This is a genomic window from Streptomyces asoensis (genome assembly GCF_016860545.1).
Lineage (GTDB): Bacteria > Actinomycetota > Actinomycetes > Streptomycetales > Streptomycetaceae > Streptomyces > Streptomyces asoensis.
The window spans coordinates 1,559,618-1,575,044 of record NZ_BNEB01000005.1; the positions used below are offsets into that span (position 1 = coordinate 1,559,618).

General features: G+C 72.5%; 9 protein-coding genes. 1 reads left to right on the forward strand and 8 read right to left on the reverse strand.

The window, feature by feature from the left end; all coding sequences use genetic code 11:
- Position 1: 1 nt before the first annotated feature.
- The 6 genes from Saso_RS29865 to lpdA all read right to left on the reverse strand — a co-directional run bounded on the left by Saso_RS29865 (position 2) and on the right by lpdA (position 6,451).
- On the reverse strand, positions 2-892 hold the full coding sequence (locus Saso_RS29865; protein ID WP_189925742.1) for an alkaline phosphatase family protein: 891 nt from the start codon (positions 890-892) through the stop codon (positions 2-4).
- Between the two features lie 177 nt (positions 893-1,069).
- A complete protein-coding gene (locus Saso_RS29870; RefSeq protein WP_189925740.1) occupies positions 1,070-1,561 on the reverse strand; it encodes a methylated-DNA--[protein]-cysteine S-methyltransferase in 492 nt (163 codons plus the stop codon).
- A gap of 9 nt (positions 1,562-1,570) precedes the next feature.
- The gene (locus Saso_RS29875; protein WP_307822269.1) at positions 1,571-3,061 is read right to left on the reverse strand and encodes an AlkA N-terminal domain-containing protein; all 1,491 of its coding nucleotides are present in this window, start codon (positions 3,059-3,061) and stop codon (positions 1,571-1,573) included.
- Positions 3,062-3,140: 79 nt separating this feature from the next.
- Positions 3,141-3,623, reverse strand: coding sequence for a DUF7144 family membrane protein (locus Saso_RS29880; RefSeq protein WP_189925738.1), 483 nt, complete (start codon positions 3,621-3,623; stop codon positions 3,141-3,143).
- Entirely contained in the window at positions 3,620-4,906 is a 1,287-nt protein-coding gene (locus Saso_RS29885; RefSeq protein WP_189925736.1) for a hypothetical protein, read from the reverse strand. Before Saso_RS29885 ends, Saso_RS29880 begins: the two co-directional genes overlap by 4 nt.
- Before the next feature lie 132 nt (positions 4,907-5,038).
- Positions 5,039-6,451, reverse strand: a complete 1,413-nt coding sequence (gene lpdA / locus Saso_RS29890) for a dihydrolipoyl dehydrogenase (protein WP_189925734.1) — start codon at positions 6,449-6,451, stop codon at positions 5,039-5,041.
- Positions 6,452-6,538: 87 nt separating this feature from the next.
- Between lpdA and Saso_RS29895 the strand changes: the two genes are divergently transcribed.
- Positions 6,539-6,889, forward strand: coding sequence for a DUF6980 family protein (locus tag Saso_RS29895; RefSeq protein WP_189925733.1), 351 nt, complete (start codon positions 6,539-6,541; stop codon positions 6,887-6,889).
- A gap of 132 nt (positions 6,890-7,021) precedes the next feature.
- Here Saso_RS29895 and Saso_RS29900 read toward each other — a convergent pair whose 3' ends face one another.
- Positions 7,022-10,954, reverse strand: coding sequence for a glycoside hydrolase family 2 TIM barrel-domain containing protein (locus Saso_RS29900; protein ID WP_372442510.1), 3,933 nt, complete (start codon positions 10,952-10,954; stop codon positions 7,022-7,024).
- Positions 10,955-11,133: 179 nt separating this feature from the next.
- A complete protein-coding gene (locus Saso_RS29905; RefSeq protein WP_372442541.1) occupies positions 11,134-15,330 on the reverse strand; it encodes a molybdopterin-dependent oxidoreductase in 4,197 nt (1,398 codons plus the stop codon).
- Positions 15,331-15,427 lie beyond the last annotated feature (97 nt).

Below are 15,427 nucleotides of genomic sequence, written 5' to 3' on the forward strand. Positions count from 1 at the left end.
GTCAGTTCCAGATGCCGGTGATGTCGGACGCCGAGGCGGCGTTGCCCGCGTGCGTGCTCAGACCGGCCAGGTCCTCCAGGGTGCGCAGGACGTTGTAGTGGTTGTAGGTGGTGGAGCTGGAGCTGCCCGGGGTGACGTGCTGTCCGTAGAACACGGTGGGGATGCGGTTGCCGGACAGCTTGTTGTCCTCGTCGAAGGTGACGGCGAGGATGCTGTTGTGGGTCTTGGCCCAGGTGGCGTAGGCGCCCAGGTTGTTCTTGATCCAGGTGTCGCCGGTGGAGACCGAGCAGTCGTGCATGTCGCTGCACAGGTTCGGGACGACGAAGGAGACCTGGGGCAGGGTGGTGTAGTCGGCCGGGAACTGCGTCATGGTCCTGGCGCTGCTCGTCGGCACGTTGGAGAAACCGAACCACGGGTTGTGCTTCTGGGCGTACTTGCCGCTGCTGCACGTCGTCGAACCCTGGCTCGGCAGCGACTCGTTGTAGCTGGCCCAGGTCTTGCCCGCGGCGATCAGCTCCGAAGCGAGGTTGGGCGCGGAGAGGGAGCCGACCGGGACGCAACTGTCGTCGGTGCGGCCTTGGTTGGAGCCCGAGAACAGCATGTAGTAGTTCGGCTCGCTGGGGTGCGTGAGGCCGTATGACTGGGTGAGGTCGGCACCGCCGGCCTTGAGGGTGTTGTTGAGGTAGGGGGCGCTGGAGCTGCCGACGACCTGCGCGTAGGCGTGGTTCTCCATCACCACGACGACCACGTGGTCGGGGGTGGGGAGAGCGGCGGCCTGGGCGGTGGGGGCCGTCGCGGTCCACACGCCGATCGAGGCGGCGGTGAGGGCGACGGCTCCGGTGAGGGCGGCGAGGGGGCGCCTGGTGCGCTGGGAAGCCTTGACGGCGGCCATGACTGTCCTCCGGACAGTAGTGACGGACGTGCGGGGAAGCGGCGCCGCCACCCTAGGGCTCCTGGACCGGTCCTGGGTGAAGCCCGGACGAACGGCGGCCCCCGGCCGGCAAAGTTCCTCCCAGGAGTAGGTCATGTACAGGTCATAAAAGCCGCCGACCTGCGGTGACGTCCCGGGCTAGAAGAGCGCGGACACCGGGGTCCCGTTCTCCAGGTCCAGCAGGCGCCGCTTGCGGTCCAGGCCGCCGCCGTACCCCGTGAGCCCGCCGCCGGCCCCGATCACCCGGTGGCACGGGACGATGATGCCGATGGGGTTGCGGCCGTTGGCGAGGCCCACCGCGCGGGAGGCGGTCGGGGCGCCCAGCTCCGCGGCCAGCTCCCCGTAGGTGCGGGTCTCGCCGTACGGGATGCGCCGCAGTCCCGCCCACACGGAACGCTGGAACGGGGTGCCGTCCAGGCGCAGTTCGAGGCGGAACCGGGTCAGTTCACCCGCGAAGTACGCCCCCAGCTGCTCCTCGGCCTCCCCGAAGAGGGAGTCGTCGCGGGGGCCGAAGCTCTCCTGCGGCGGGCGGTGGCGCTGCCCGGCCATGTAGAGGCCGCACAGGACCCCGTCGTCGGCGACGAGGGTGAGGGGGCCGTACGGACTGTCGGTGACGGTGTGCTGTTTCACGGAAGTTCCTCACACGGGCAGGAAGTTGATCGGGTGGCTGTCGGTCGCCCACAGGTACTGGACGGCGTACGCCCGCCAGGGGCGCCAGCCCGCGGCGCGGGCGGTGAGCGCCGCCGGGGTGGAGGGCAGGCCGAGCCCCTGGGCGGCACGCCGGACCCCGAGGTCGGTGGGCAGGAAGGCGTCCGGGTCGCCCAGGGCACGCATCGCGATGACGTCGACCGTCCACGGTCCCAAGCCGGGCAGCGCGAGCAGCCGGGCGCGGGTCTGCGGCCAGTCGCTCTCCACTCCCAGGCGCAGCCGGCCGTCGGCGAGCTGCCCCACGAGGGTGGTGAACGTGGTCCGCCTGGTGCGGGGCATCGCCAGCGTCGCGGGATCGACCGCGGCGAGCGCCCCGGCGGTCGGGAACAGGTGGGTGAGGCCGCCCTCCGGGTCGTCGACCGGCGTGCCGTGCGCGGTCACCAGACGCGCCGCGTGGGTGCGGGCGGCCGCCGTGGACACCTGCTGCCCCAGCACGGCGCGCACGGCGAACTCCGCCTCGTCGACCGTGCGGGGGACGCGGCGCCCCGGCGCCTTGTCGACCAGGGGGGCGAGCAGCGGGTCCGTGCGCAGCCGGTCGTCGACGGCGACCGGGTCGGCGTCCAGGTCGAGCATGCGCCGGCAGCGGCTGATCGCGACGGTGAGGTCCCGCAGGTCGCTCAGGGTGAGGCGGCAGCCGATGTGGTCGGGGTGCGGGGTGAGCGCGACGATGCCGTGCCCGAACGGCAGCCTGAGCGTGCGCCGGAACGCGCCGTCGCGCCACTCCTCGACCCCCGGGACCCCGGTCGCGGCCAGGTGCCCGAAGAGGTTGTCGGGATGGAGCGGGGCACGGAAGGGCAGGCGCAGGGTCAGCGTGCCGGGCGTCGCCGCCGGGGCGCGGGCGGCCCGGTGCGGCACCCGGGCGCGCAGTTCGCTCGGGGAGAGCGCGAAGACCTCGCGCACGGTGTCGTTGAAGGTGCGGATGGAGGCGAAGCCGGACGCGAACGCCGCCTGCGCCATGGGGAGTCCGGTCGTCTCGATGAGCAGGCGCGCGGTCTGGGCGCGCTGGGCGCGGGCCAGCGCCAGAGGGCCCGCGCCGAGTTCGGCGAGCAGCTGGCGCTCGATCTGCCGGGTGCTGTAGCCGAGCCGGGCCGCGAGGCCGGGCACTCCCTCGCGGTCGACGACGCCGTCGGCGATCAGCCGCATGGCGCGGGCGACCAGGTCGGCGCGCTGGTTCCACTCGGGCGAGCCCGGGGTGGAGTCGGGCCGGCAGCGCTTGCAGGCGCGAAAGCCCGCCTGCTGACAGGCGGCCGAACTCGGGTGGAAGACCATGTTGCGCGGCTTGGGCGGCACCACCGGGCAGCTCGGCCGGCAGTAGATGCCGGTGGTCAGGACCGCGGTGAAGAACCAGCCGTCGAACCGCGCGTCCTTCGACTGCACGGCGCGCACACAGCGCTCGCGATCGGTGTACATCCCGTTCTGCATACGTCCAGCATCGCCCCGCGGCGGGCTCGTGGCTGGCGGGAATCCGACATCGCCGTGCCGCGGGGCACGCGGCCCGGGGTCAGCTTCCCGCGGCGCTGCGGCCCGGTCTTTCCTGCCAGGTCGCCAGCGACCAGATCACGAACACGTCGACCGCCATGACGACGACCGACCAGAGCGGTTCGTAGGGCAGGAAGAGGAACTGGGCGACCAGGCTGAGCGCGGCGAGGAAGATCCCCGTGAAGCGCGCCCACGTCACGCCCCTGAGGAGGGCCGCGCCGGTCGCCGCCGCGAGGACGCCGAGGACGAGGTGGATCCAGCCCCAACCGGTGAGGTCGAGTTCGTAGACGTACCTGCCGACGCGGGCGTAGACGTCGTCCCCGGCGAGGGCCGCGACGCCCTGGAGGACGGCGAGCACGCCGCTGCACAGCAGCAGGACGCCCGCGAAGAGGACGCCGTTCGGCCCGCTGCCGCCGGTGACGGGCCGGCGCGGTCCGCCGGGCGGCACCGACCAGGCGGTGCCTATCTCGCCGTGCGGTTCTCCGGTCGGGGAGTGCGCGGTCATGCGGGGCTGTCCTTCCGCCCGGTGCGGGTCGCGAGGAAGTCGACGATCGCGAGCGCGAAGAGCAGGGCGAGGGCGAGACCGACCACGACCCAGCCGGTCGGGTACGGCCACAGCACGAAGGCCAGGACGGCTCCCGCGGCCAGGATCCAGGTGATCCAGGTGCGGTAGCGGTCGATGAACGGGCCGACGGGGCCGGTGCGCATCCCGGCGTGGTCGGCGGTCGCGCGGACGGCGCCGATGCCCGAGTGCCACAGCCGCCGCACCAGCGCCGCGTGGCGGCCGGGCCCGGTCAGCCAGGCCGCGAGGGCGATCACCACGCACAGGGCCACCACCGACCGCACGGAGGTGCGCAGGAACCGGGTGAGCGTGTCGTACAGCGACCCCGCGGCCGGCTGGGACACGCCGGCCGGAAGGGCGTCCAGGTAGACGACCCGGAAGACGGTCAGCGCCACGCCCAGCAGGAGGGTGGCGAAGGCGAAGCAGAGGGCGGCGACGATCAGGACCCGACGCCGGTGGGCCGAGACCAGCACACCCGCCGCCACCAGCAGGACGGAGATGACGGGCAGCCAGAAGCCGACCAGTTGCAGCACCCGGAAGTACGTCTTGACCTTGCCGATGTCCTGGGACTCGACGACGGTGAAGTCGGTGTGGATCTCCGGGATCTTCCCCGCGACCGTCATCCCGGAGTCGACGAGGCGTTGTTTGACCTGGTCGACGACCGGGGCGAGGTCCAGGGTCACCGTGTCGTTCTCGATCTTCACCGCGCCGCCGCCGCTGCCCGTGAGGGCCTTGTCGACGGCGCTGTGGATCCTGCGGTTGGCGTCGGTCCAGATGGTCTGGAAGGCGTCCGAGGCGACGACCGCCTGCGCCTTGTCGTGCACGAAGCTGCGGACGGCGTTCTCCAGCGAGGGGCCGAGCTTGCCGAGGGCCTTCTCCAGCAGGGGCCGCTGGGCGGGGGCCGCGTCCTGGAGGAGCGCCGTGAGGTCGAGGCGCTCCATCAGGGCGTTCGTCACGCGGTTGGCGGCCGCGTTCTGGATGTCCTTGTCGGCGGCCAGCGGGCGCACGGTGGCGACGTAGCGGTCGGTGTCGCCCACGATGCTGGACGTCCAGGCCGCGACCACGCCCAGCGGGGCCAGCACACAGCCGAGGACGATGAGGACGACCGCGACGACGGAGCGGACCCGGTGGTGGGTGGGGCGGGCGGCCCGCTCGGCCTCCAGCGCCGCGATGCGGCCCCTGAGCGCCGCGAGGTCCGCGTCGTCGGGTACACCGCTCTCCGTCATGGCGGGCTCCCTCGCCGTCGGTCCGGTTCCGTTCCCAGGTCGGTCCGGAGGACCTCCAGCAGATCCCGGGCGGGGCGCGGCGGCGAGCGAGGCGGGTCCGTCCGGGTGAACGGACCCGCCGGGGTGCGGGAGCTACATGTTGATCATGTGGCCGGCCAGGCCGTGCACGGCCTCCTTGACGGCCTCGCCCAGCGTCGGGTGGGCGTGCACGTTGCGGGCGACCTCGTGGACGGTGAGGTCCCACTGCTGGGCGAGGGTCAGCTCGGGGAGGAGTTCGGTGACGTCGGGGCCGATCAGATGGCCGCCGATGAGCTCGCCGTACCGGGCGTCGCTGATCAGCTTCACGAAACCGGTGGTGTCGCCCAGGCCGTGCGACTTGCCGTTCGCGGTGAACGGGAACTTCGCGACCTTGACGTCGTACCCCTTCTCCCGTGCCTGGGCCTCGGTGTAGCCGAAGCTGGCGATCTGGGGCTGGCAGTAGGTGGCGCGCGGGATCATGGCGTAGTCCAGCTCCATGGTCTCCGCGTCGGCGAGGGTCTCGGCGGCGATGACGCCCATGGCCTCGGCGGCGTGGGCGAGCATGAGCTTCGCGGTGACGTCCCCGATGGCGTAGATGTGCGGGACGGAGGTACGGCAGCGGCCGTCCACGTCGATCGCGCCGCGCTCGGTGACCTTCACTCCCGTGTTCTCCAGGCCGTAGCCGGTCACGTTCGGCGCGAAGCCGATCGCCTGGAGCACCTTGTCGGACTCCAGGACCTGCTGCGCGCCGTCCTTGCCGGTGACGGTGACGCGGACCCGCGGTCCGGACTCGTCGATGGAGTCCACCCGGGTGGAGGTGAGCACGTCGATGCCCAGCTTGCGGTACTGCTTGGCGAGTTCGGCGGACACCTCCGCGTCCTCCAGGGGCGCGACACGGTCCAGGAACTCGACGATCGTGACCTTCACCCCGTAGTTGTGCAGGACGTAGGCGAACTCGATGCCGATGGCTCCGGCGCCCGCGATGACGATCGACTGCGGGAGGTCGTCGGCGAGGATCTGCTCCTCGTACGTCACCACGCGGGCGCTGCGCTTGGTGCCGGGGAGCAGCTTGGGGGTGGCGCCGGTGGCGATGACGCAGTGGTCGAAGCCGATGGTGCGGGTCTCGCCGTCGTAGCCCGCCACCTGGAGGGTGTGGTCGTCGAGGAAGGTGCCGCGGCCGTCGATCTCGGTGATCTTGTTCTTCTTCATCAGGTAGTGGACGCCCTTGACCCGGCCGTCGGCGACCTTGCGGCTGCGGCGGTACGCCTCCCCGTAGTCGAAGGAGACCTGTCCGTCCACCTTGATGCCGAAGGTCTTCGCCTCGTGGGTGAAGATGTGGGCGAGTTCGGCGTTGCGCAGGAGCGCCTTGGTGGGGATGCAGCCCACGTTGAGACAGACGCCGCCCCAGTACTTCTCCTCCACGACGGCGACGCGCTTGCCCAACTGGGCGGCCCGGACCGCGGCGACGTAGCCTCCCGGGCCGGCGCCGAGGACCACGACGTCGAAGCGTTCGTCCTGCTCGGTCATGGGTTCGTTTCCTTTTCCGTCGAGTGCGTTGCGGATGATGCGTGCTGGCCCTGTCGATTCTCGCGCGCCGGCGGGGAGAATGCGTGAGTGATCGAACACTGCTGTGCCGACATGGCCCGCGAGGCCGACCTGCGCTGCGAGGCGCACCCCGACGCCTTCGCCTGTCCCGACACCCTGATCCGCTTCGAGCCGAAGTTCCTCGAGTACGGACTGGTCGTCCACGACGGGGGGTCCGCGTCCCGGGAGATCCGCTTCTGTCCGTGGTGCGGCGCCGCGCTGCCGCCGTCACGGCGGGACCGGTGGTTCGAGGCGCTCGAAGCGCGCGGGATCGACCCCTGGGAGGACGACGTGCCACCGGAGTTCGAGGACGGCCGGTGGCTGCGCGAGGAAGCGGCTGCGCGGACCACGGCCGGGGAGGGCGCCCCGGGCGCGCGCTGAGGACCGGCCGCGGCGGGGTACGGGGCCGGTCGTCGAGGGGCGGGCCCGTACCCCTGTCGTGCCCGTGTCCCGTGCCCGTGTCGCCGGCCGCCGGGGGGGCGGCCGGCGCCGGGTGTCATCCGGCCGTGGGCGTCACCCCTCGGTGGAGGTCGGTCGGCGTGACGCGGCCGTCGCCCGGCCGACGTCGGTCAACGGCCGCAGCCGGTAGGTGTAGGCGTAGTCCCGGTCGGCGAACAGCTTGTACTCGTCGTGGGTGTGCGCACCCCAGCTGTTGTCGCCGCCGACGCCCATCTGCCGGTGGTTCACACGCAGGACGACCTCCTTGCGGGGCGTGAGCTGGTAGTCGTGACGGGCTCCGACGGACAGGTCCTCGGGCGTGAAGTGCGAGGCGTTGAACTCGATCAGCGGCTCGCCGCTGACCAGCAGCCCCGTGCCGTCGGCGCCGGTGAGCGCCACCCAGCGCACGTCGGTCCTGTTGCCGTTCTCCTGGGGGCGCAGGTAGGAGGTCCCCTGCCCGGTGACGGTGCCGGAGTACCGGCCCACGTCGGTGGCGTCGTTGCGGTCCCAGTGGTTCTCCTCGGGACCCCGGCCGTAGTAGTGCAGGCGCTCCAGGCGGGCGGGCAGGAACAGCAGCGTGCCGACCTCCGGGAGGTACGGCAGGGAGGCGGCGCCCGGGTGCAGGGTGTTGTCGACCTTGATCTCACCGTTGCCGAACACGGTGTAGGTGGTGGTGTACGCCGACGGTGTCGTCGTGGGCAGGGTGCCGGCGACCCGGATCTCCACGGCCCGGTCGCGCAGCGCCCGCACGCCGACGCCGGTCACCTCGCGCCGGGTGCCGGCGTCGCGCCAGGTCTGGTTGCGGGTGTGCTGGCCGTTGCCCCGGTCGTTGTCGGTGGGCGCGCGCCAGAAGTTGGGGACCGGGCCGGAGGAGATCAGCCGGGCGCCGCCGGCCTCGTAGGAGCTGATGGTGCCGGTCCTCTTGTCGACGGTGACCGAGAAGCCCTTCCCGGTGACGGTGACCGAGGCGTCGCCGTCCTCGTACCCGAGCGCCGGGACGCGGTCCAGCGGCACCGGGGTGACGGCCGGGCTGCCGGCGTCCACCGCGAGCTGGTGCCTGGCCACCTCGAAGCCGGCCTTCGCCCACTTCGTCCTCTCCCGGGTGGTGAAGGACAGGTGCAGGAAGTACTCCGCACCCGGTGCCGGCCGTCCCGGCAGCTCGAAGGGCACGGTGATGTCCTTGCTCGACAGCGGGGCCACGTCGAGCTGGGCACGGCTGAGTTCTCCGCGCCGGACCACCTCCCCGTCGCGGACGAGTTCCCAGTGCCCGTCGAACGCGCGGAGGTCGGTGAACAGGTACTCGTTGGTGAGGGTGAGCGCCGCCCCGGGTGCGAGCGTGCTTCCTTCGGCGGGCGCCGCGCCGACGGCCTGGTAGATCCGCTTGACCTCGGCCGACTTGCCGGTGAGTCCGCGGTCGGCGGTGACGATGCCGTCGCCGGAGAAGGCCCCGTCGTTGGGGTTGTCGCCCCAGTCGCCCCCGTAGGCACGGAACGTCCTCTCGCGCGGCCGTTTCGTGGTGTGGCCGACGGTGGCGGCGTCGAACCAGAACCGTACGCCGTCGTCGCCCGGGCCGCGTCCCGGTGCGGCCAGTTCCGCGGCGCTCAGCGCGCGGGCGTACACCCGGGCCCGCCGGACGGTGCCGCTGAACTCCCGGGTCGGGTTGTCGACGTCGGTGGCCAGGGACAGCGGCGCGGTGTTGTTCGCGGGGCGCACCGTGGTGGTCCGGGTGGCCCGGACGACGCCGTCGGCGTAGAGGGTCAGCGTGCCGGCCGCCGCGTCGAAGACCCCCGCGACGTGGTGCTCGGTGCCGGTCCAGCCGTCCGGCAGCGCCCAGCTCGCGCTGATCCACTGGCCGCTGCCGTAGATGAAGAACTCCAGGGTCCGGTTGGTCTGCTTCAGGGCGTACTGGGTGTCGCCCTTGGCCACGAGCGGCTGGTGGTAGCCGGTCACGTGCGGGGTGATCCAGGCCTCCAGGGTGAGCGAGCCGGTGAGGTCCAGCGCCGCGTCCCGGGCGAAGACGGTTCCGCCCGAGACTCCCTCGTCCCGGGTGAAGCTGCCACTCGAGGCGATGAGTTCGCCCTCGATCGCGGCGGGCCCTGACTCGGTGAACAGCCGGCGCACGGGGGTGGGCCAGTCCAGCGCCTGGTCCACGAAGTCCCAGATCCAGCCGCCCTGGAGCACGTCGTGCCGCCGGATCAGGTCCCAGTACTTCCTGAAGTTGCCGCTGGAGTTGCCCATCGCGTGGGAGTACTCGATCATCACGTACGGCCGGGTGTCGGCGGTGTCCTTCGCCCGTTGCTCCACGCGGGCCGGGCTGTCGTACATCTCGGAGCGGATGTCGCTGATCCCCGGGCTGTCGTCGCCCTCGTACTGGATGACACGGGTGGTGTCGTAGGAGCGGATCCAGTCGTGCATGGCGTTGAAGGTGCTGCCGCCGCCCGCCTCGTTGCCCAGGGACCAGATGACGGCGCAGGCGTGGTTCTTGTCGCGGTGCACCATGTTCTGGGCGCGTGCCACACAGGCCGCCGTCCACTCGGGGTGGTCGCCCGGGTACTCGCCGCGGATGCCGTGCGTCTCGAGGTTGGTCTCGTCCACGAGGTACAGGCCGTACTCGTCGGCGAGTTCGAGCCAGAGCGGGTTGTTGGGGTAGTGCGAGGTGCGCACCGAGTTGATGTTCAGCCGCTTGATGATCCCGATGTCCTCGACGAGGTCGGCGCGGGTGAGGGCCGAGCCGCGGACCGGGTGCATCTCGTGGCGGTTGGTGCCCCGGAAGGAGACCGGCTTGCCGTTGATGCGCATCAGACCGTCGCGGAGCGCGAACTCGCGCAGGCCGACGCGGTGGGACAGGGTCTCGGTCACCCGTCCGGCGGGGTCGCGCAGCCGCAGCACGGCGGTGTACAGGTAGGGCTGTTCGGCGGACCAGAGCCGTGGCGCGGGCACGTCCTTCGCGGCCTGTACGGACTTCTCCTCCCCCGGGCCGAGCGTGACGCCCTGCTGCAACGGCCGGGACCACACCGGGTGCCCGCCCGCGTCGTACAGCTGGGTCTCGACGGAGTACCGGCCGGCGCCCTGTCCGCCGTAGTCCCGCACGTTCGCGGTGACCGACAGCGCGGCCGTCCGGTGGTCGTCGCCCAGCGGGGTGTCCAGCCGGAAGTCGCGCAGGTGCACGGCCGGGGTGGAGTACAGGTAGACCGAGCGGAAGATGCCGCTCAGCCGGATCATGTCCTGGTCCTCCAGCCAGTCGCCGTCCGAGTAGCGGTAGACCTCCACCGCGATCTGGTTGGCGCCCTTCCTGAGGTACCGGGTGATGTCGTACTCGGCGGGGTCGTAGGAACTCTCGTGGTAGCCGGCCAACTCCCCGTTGATCCACACGTAGTGGGCGGACTTGACCCCCTCGAAGTGGAGGAACGTCCGCCGTCCCGCCCAGCCGCGCGGGACCGTGAAGGTGCGGCGGTACTGGCCCACCGGGTTGTGGCGGGTGGGGGCGGCGGGCGGCTGCGCCTCCTCCCCCAGCCCGTTGGGGCCCCACCAGGGGTAGGTGATGTTGACGTAGAGGGGGCGGTCGTGGCCGTGCAGCTGCCAGGCGGCGGGGACGGGGATGGTGTCCCAGTCGCTGTCGTCGAGGTCGGTCCGGTGGAAGTCGGGGTCCCGGTCGTCGGGGCGGTCGGCGTGGGCGAACTTCCAGGTGCCGTCCAGGCTCAGCCGGTAGGGCGAGCGGGTCCGGTCGGCGGCGAGGGCCTGGGCGAGGTCCGCGTACGGCATGAGGGTGGTGTGCGGGGCCTCGGTGCCGAGCCGGAAGACGCCGATGGAGCCGTTCCATTCGGGGGCGCCGTCGGCCGCGGCGGCCCGGTGGGCGGCGGTCGGCGACGACAGGGCGAGCGCGCCGAGGACGGCGGCCGACCCTTCGAGCAGACGGCGGCGGCTGACGGCCGTCCGCAGGGGGTGGTCCGGTTCCGCCCGCTGGGGGCGGTCCGGCCGGTCCATGGACGACACGTGCGGGTGCGACATGACCACGACCTTCCTCGGGACCAACCGTGCGGCTTCGCACGGACGGAGGGTGCGTCAGATCTTGTCCACTCCTGTTGGGAAAACGAACATAGACGCGCCGCGATGTCCGAATATCAACTCTCTTCGGCGCAACGCCACTTGGCACCCGTCCTCCCCACGGGCCCTTTTGGTGATTCCCGTCAGTACACGTCCCGCACGTACCGCTTGTCGGAGGCGAGCTGCTTCACGTGGGCGGCCGCCTCGGTCTCGCTCAGACCGCCGTGCAGGACGGCCACCTGGCGCAGGGCCAGGTCGACGTCCTTGGCCATCCGGGAGGCGTCCCCGCAGACGTAGAAGTGGGCGCCCTCGCGCAGCCAGGACCACAGCTGCGAGCCGTGCTCGCGGATCCGGTCCTGGACGTAGACCTTGGCGCGCTGGTCGCGGGAGAAGGCGGTGTCCAGCCGGGCGAGGGTGCCGTCCTCCTGAAGGGCGGCCAGCTCCTGCTCGTAGTAGAAGTCCGTCGCCCGGTGCTGCTCGCCGAAGAACAGCCAGTTGGGCGCCCGGTGCCCGCGCGCCCGGCGCTCCTGGAGGAAGCCGACGAAGGGCGCCACCCCGGTGCCGGGGCCGACCATCACCATGGGCGTCGCCGGGTCGGCCGGGGGCCGGAAGTGCGGGGCCCGCTGCACCTGGACCGCGACCTCGGTGCCGGGCGCCGCGTCGGCGAGAAAGGGCGAGCAGACGCCCTGCCGGGGGCGGCCGGCCAGGTTCTCGTAGCGCACCACGGAGACGGTGAGCGAGACCAGGTGGGGGTCGGTCAGCGGGCTGGACGAGATGGAGTACAGGCGCGGTTGCAGACGTCCCAGCAGCTCGGCCCACTCCTGCGGGTCGGCGCGCACCCCGAACTCGGCGGCCACGTCGACCGCCTGACGGCCCCAGGACCACTTGGCGAGCTCGTCCTTGTTGTCGGGGCGCAGCAGTTTGCGCAGTTCACGCGGGTCGCGGGTGCGGTCGGCGGTGAAGCGCAGCAGGGCGGGGGTGATCCGGGTGATGTCGAGGTGGCGCAGGAAGGCCTCCTCGAGGGCGACCTCGCCGACCCCGTTCACCCGTACCCGCGCGTGTGCGTCCAGGCCGGTCGCCGCCAGCCACTCGGCCACCAGTTCCGGCGAGTTGACGGGCCGCACGGCCAGGGCGTCACCGGCCTCGTAGACGAGCGGGGCCGCGCTGTCGCGGGTGTCGAAGGTGAAGCGGCGGACCTCCTTGCCCGAACCCGGCAGGCTCAGCAGCCGGTTGCCGGTCAGACGGGCGGTGACGGGGGCGGGGCGCCGCGTTCGGGCCCGGGACGCGTCCTCGGTGCCGGGCGCCCGGCCGCCGGAGGCCGGCGCGGCGGGGGCGGGAGCGGGAGCGGGGGCGACGGCGGGAGCGGCCTCCTCGGCGGTGAACCGCGCCTGTCCGGTGGCGGCGACACCACCGGGAGCCGTGACGCCGCCGGGGACCGTGACGCCGGCCGGGGGCGCGGGCCGCGCGTCGGTGGTCCGTGCAGCCTCCGTCAGGGCGGTGGTCACCAGGTCCAGCCAGGCCTGCGCCTGTGTCTCGTAGTCCGGCTCGCAGTCGGTGCGCGGGGCCAGCCGGACCGCGCCGAGCTCGTCCATCCGGTGGTCCAGGCGCCGGCCGTGCCCGCAGAAGTCGGCGTAGGAGGAGTCCCCGAAGGCGAGGACGGCGTACCGGTGGCCCTCCAGGCGGCCGGTGTCCAGCTCCGCGAGCCCTTCCCAGAATCCGGCGCCGTTGTCGGGGGCGTCGCCGTCGCCGAAGGTGCTGGTGATCAGCAGCAGGTCGGCGTCGGAGGGCAGTGCGGCGGGGTCCGCCTCGTCCATGGCGATCAGGGAGGCCGGGTGCCCGCCCCGGGCGAGCCGTTCGGCGGTGGCCGCGGCGAAGTCCTCGGCGTTGCCGGTCTGGGAGGCCCACAGGATCACCACCCGGCGCGCCGGGGTGCTCGGGGGTTCGGCGGCGGTGCGGGAGTACAGACCGGCGAGGGTGCCGTTGACCCACAGCGCGTGCTCGGGACTGAAGGGCGCGTCGGCCGGGAGCACCGGTACGCCCGGGGCGCCGGCCGGGACCGCGGCGAGGAACCCGACCAGGTACTGCCGTTCGCGCTCGGTGAGCACGGGCGGCGGGGCGGGCGGCAGGCCGAAGGCCGCGGCGGCGGACGGCTGGACCGCGGTCGGCGCGAGGACCGTCCCGGGCGCGTCCTGCGGCGCCGTCGCGACCGGCGCGTTCCCCGGCGCCGGCGCCGAGGCGGCGGGCGGCTGCACGGTGACCGGGGTCGACACCTTCGTCAGGGACACCGCGCACACCTTCAGTTCGGGCTGGAAGGACAGCGGGTCGACGGCGTCGCTGGTGACCGCGTTGACGCTGAGGTACTCGCCGAACAGGTCGTTCCAGTGGAACGGCGCGAAGCACGAGCCGGGCAGCACCCGGTCGGTGACGACGGCCGGCAGGACGGCCCGTCCGCGCCGCGAGGCGACCTCGACGGAGTCGCCGTCGGCGATCCCGAGCCCGGCCGCGTCCTCGGGGTGCACCTCGACGAACGGACCGGGGTCCAGCTTGTTGAGCCGGGCCACCTTGGCGGTCTTGGTCAGGGTGTGCCACTGGTGCTGGAGACGGCCGGTGTTCAGGAAGAACGGGTAGTCGTCGTCCGGCATCTCGGCGGGCGGGACGTGCGGACGCGGGTGGAAGACGGCACGTCCGGAGGCGGTGGGGAAGGTGAGCGTGCCGTCGTCGTCCAGGTACCGGATCGGATTGCGGTCGGGGCCGCCGGGGGTGCCCGCCGGCCACTGCACGGGGGTGGTCCGCAGCCGGTCGTAGGTCACCGCGCGCAGGTCGTAGCCGGTCTGCGGGTTGTGGGCGCGTTTGATCTCCTCGAAGATCTGCTCGGCGCTGTCGTAACTGAACCCGCTCTCGTAGCCCATGGCGCGAGCGACGGCCGCGATGATCCGCCAGTCGGCCATCGCCTCGCCCGGCGGGTCGACGGCGGGCCGGGCGAGGGTGAGGTTGCGCTCGCTGTTGACGAGGACGCCCTCGGTCTCGGTCCACAGCGCGGCCGGCAGGACGACGTCGGCGTAGGCGTTCGTCTCGGTGTCGGCGAAGACGTCCTGGGCGACGACGAACTCGGCGGCCTCCAGGCCCTCGATGACGGTCCTGCGGTTGGCGACGGAGGCGACCGGGTTGGTGCAGATGATCCAGCAGGCCTTGATGTCGCCGTCGGCCATCTTCCGGAACATCTCGACGGTGCCCTTGCCGACGCCGTCCGCCCTGATCGTGCCGGGGGCGAGCCCCCACAGCTCCTCGGCGAAGGCGCGGTCGCCGTCGACGAGGACGGAGCGCTGGCCGGGGAGCCCGGGGCCCATGTAGCCCATCTCCCGGCCGCCCATGGCGTTGGGCTGGCCGGTGAGGGAGAAGGGGCCGCTGCCCGGACGGCAGATCGCGCCGGTCGCCAGGTGCAGGTTGACCAGGGCGTTGGTGTTCCAGGTGCCGTGCGTGGACTGGTTGAGGCCCATGGTCCAGCAACTGGTCCACTCCCCCGCCTCGCCGATCAGCCGGGCGGCCTCGCGCAGGTCGCTCTCCGGTATGCCGGTGATCGCGGCGACGGTCGCGGGGTCGTAGTCGGCGAGGAACTCCGGCATGGCCTCCCAGCCCTCGGTGTACGTGGCGACGAAGTCGGCGTCGGTGTGGCCGCCGTCGTGCAGGAGGCGGAGCAGACCGTTCAGGAGCGCGAGGTCGGTGCCCGGCCTGACCTGGAGGAACAGGTCCGCCTTGGCGGCGGTGGCGGTGCGGCGCGGGTCGACGACGATCAGCTTGGCGCCCGCCTTCACCCGGTCCATCATCCGCAGGAAGAGGATCGGGTGGCAGTCGGCCATGTTGGAGCCGATGACGAGGAAGACGTCCGCCCGGTCGAGGTCCTCGTACGAGCCGGGCGGGCCGTCGGCGCCCAGGGAGAGCTTGTAGCCGGTACCGGCGCTCGCCATGCACAGCCGGGAGTTGGACTCGATCTGGTTGGTGCGCAGATAGCCCTTGGCCAGCTTGTTGGCGAGGTACTGGGCTTCGAGGCTCATCTGACCGGACACATAGAGGGCGACCGCGTCGGGGCCGTGTTCGTCCACGACCGCGCGCAGCCGCCGGGCGGTCTCGGCGATCGCCGCGTCCACGGGGGCGGGCTCCGGTTCCTCGCCCCGGTCCCGGCGGACGAGGGCGCCGGTCAGCCGGCCGGGGGCGGCGAGCAGATCGGCGGTCGTCGCGCCCTTGGTGCACAGCCGGCCGAAGTTCGCCGGGTGCTGCTTGTCGCCCGAGGCCTTCAGCACCGTACGGCGTCCGTCGGGACCGGCGCCGATGTCCAGGACCATGCCGCAGCCCACACCGCAGTACGAGCAGACCGTGCGCACCCTGGTCGTGGTCGCGCTGTCGGTCCGCGGGTCCAACGCGGCCACGGGCGCCCCTTTC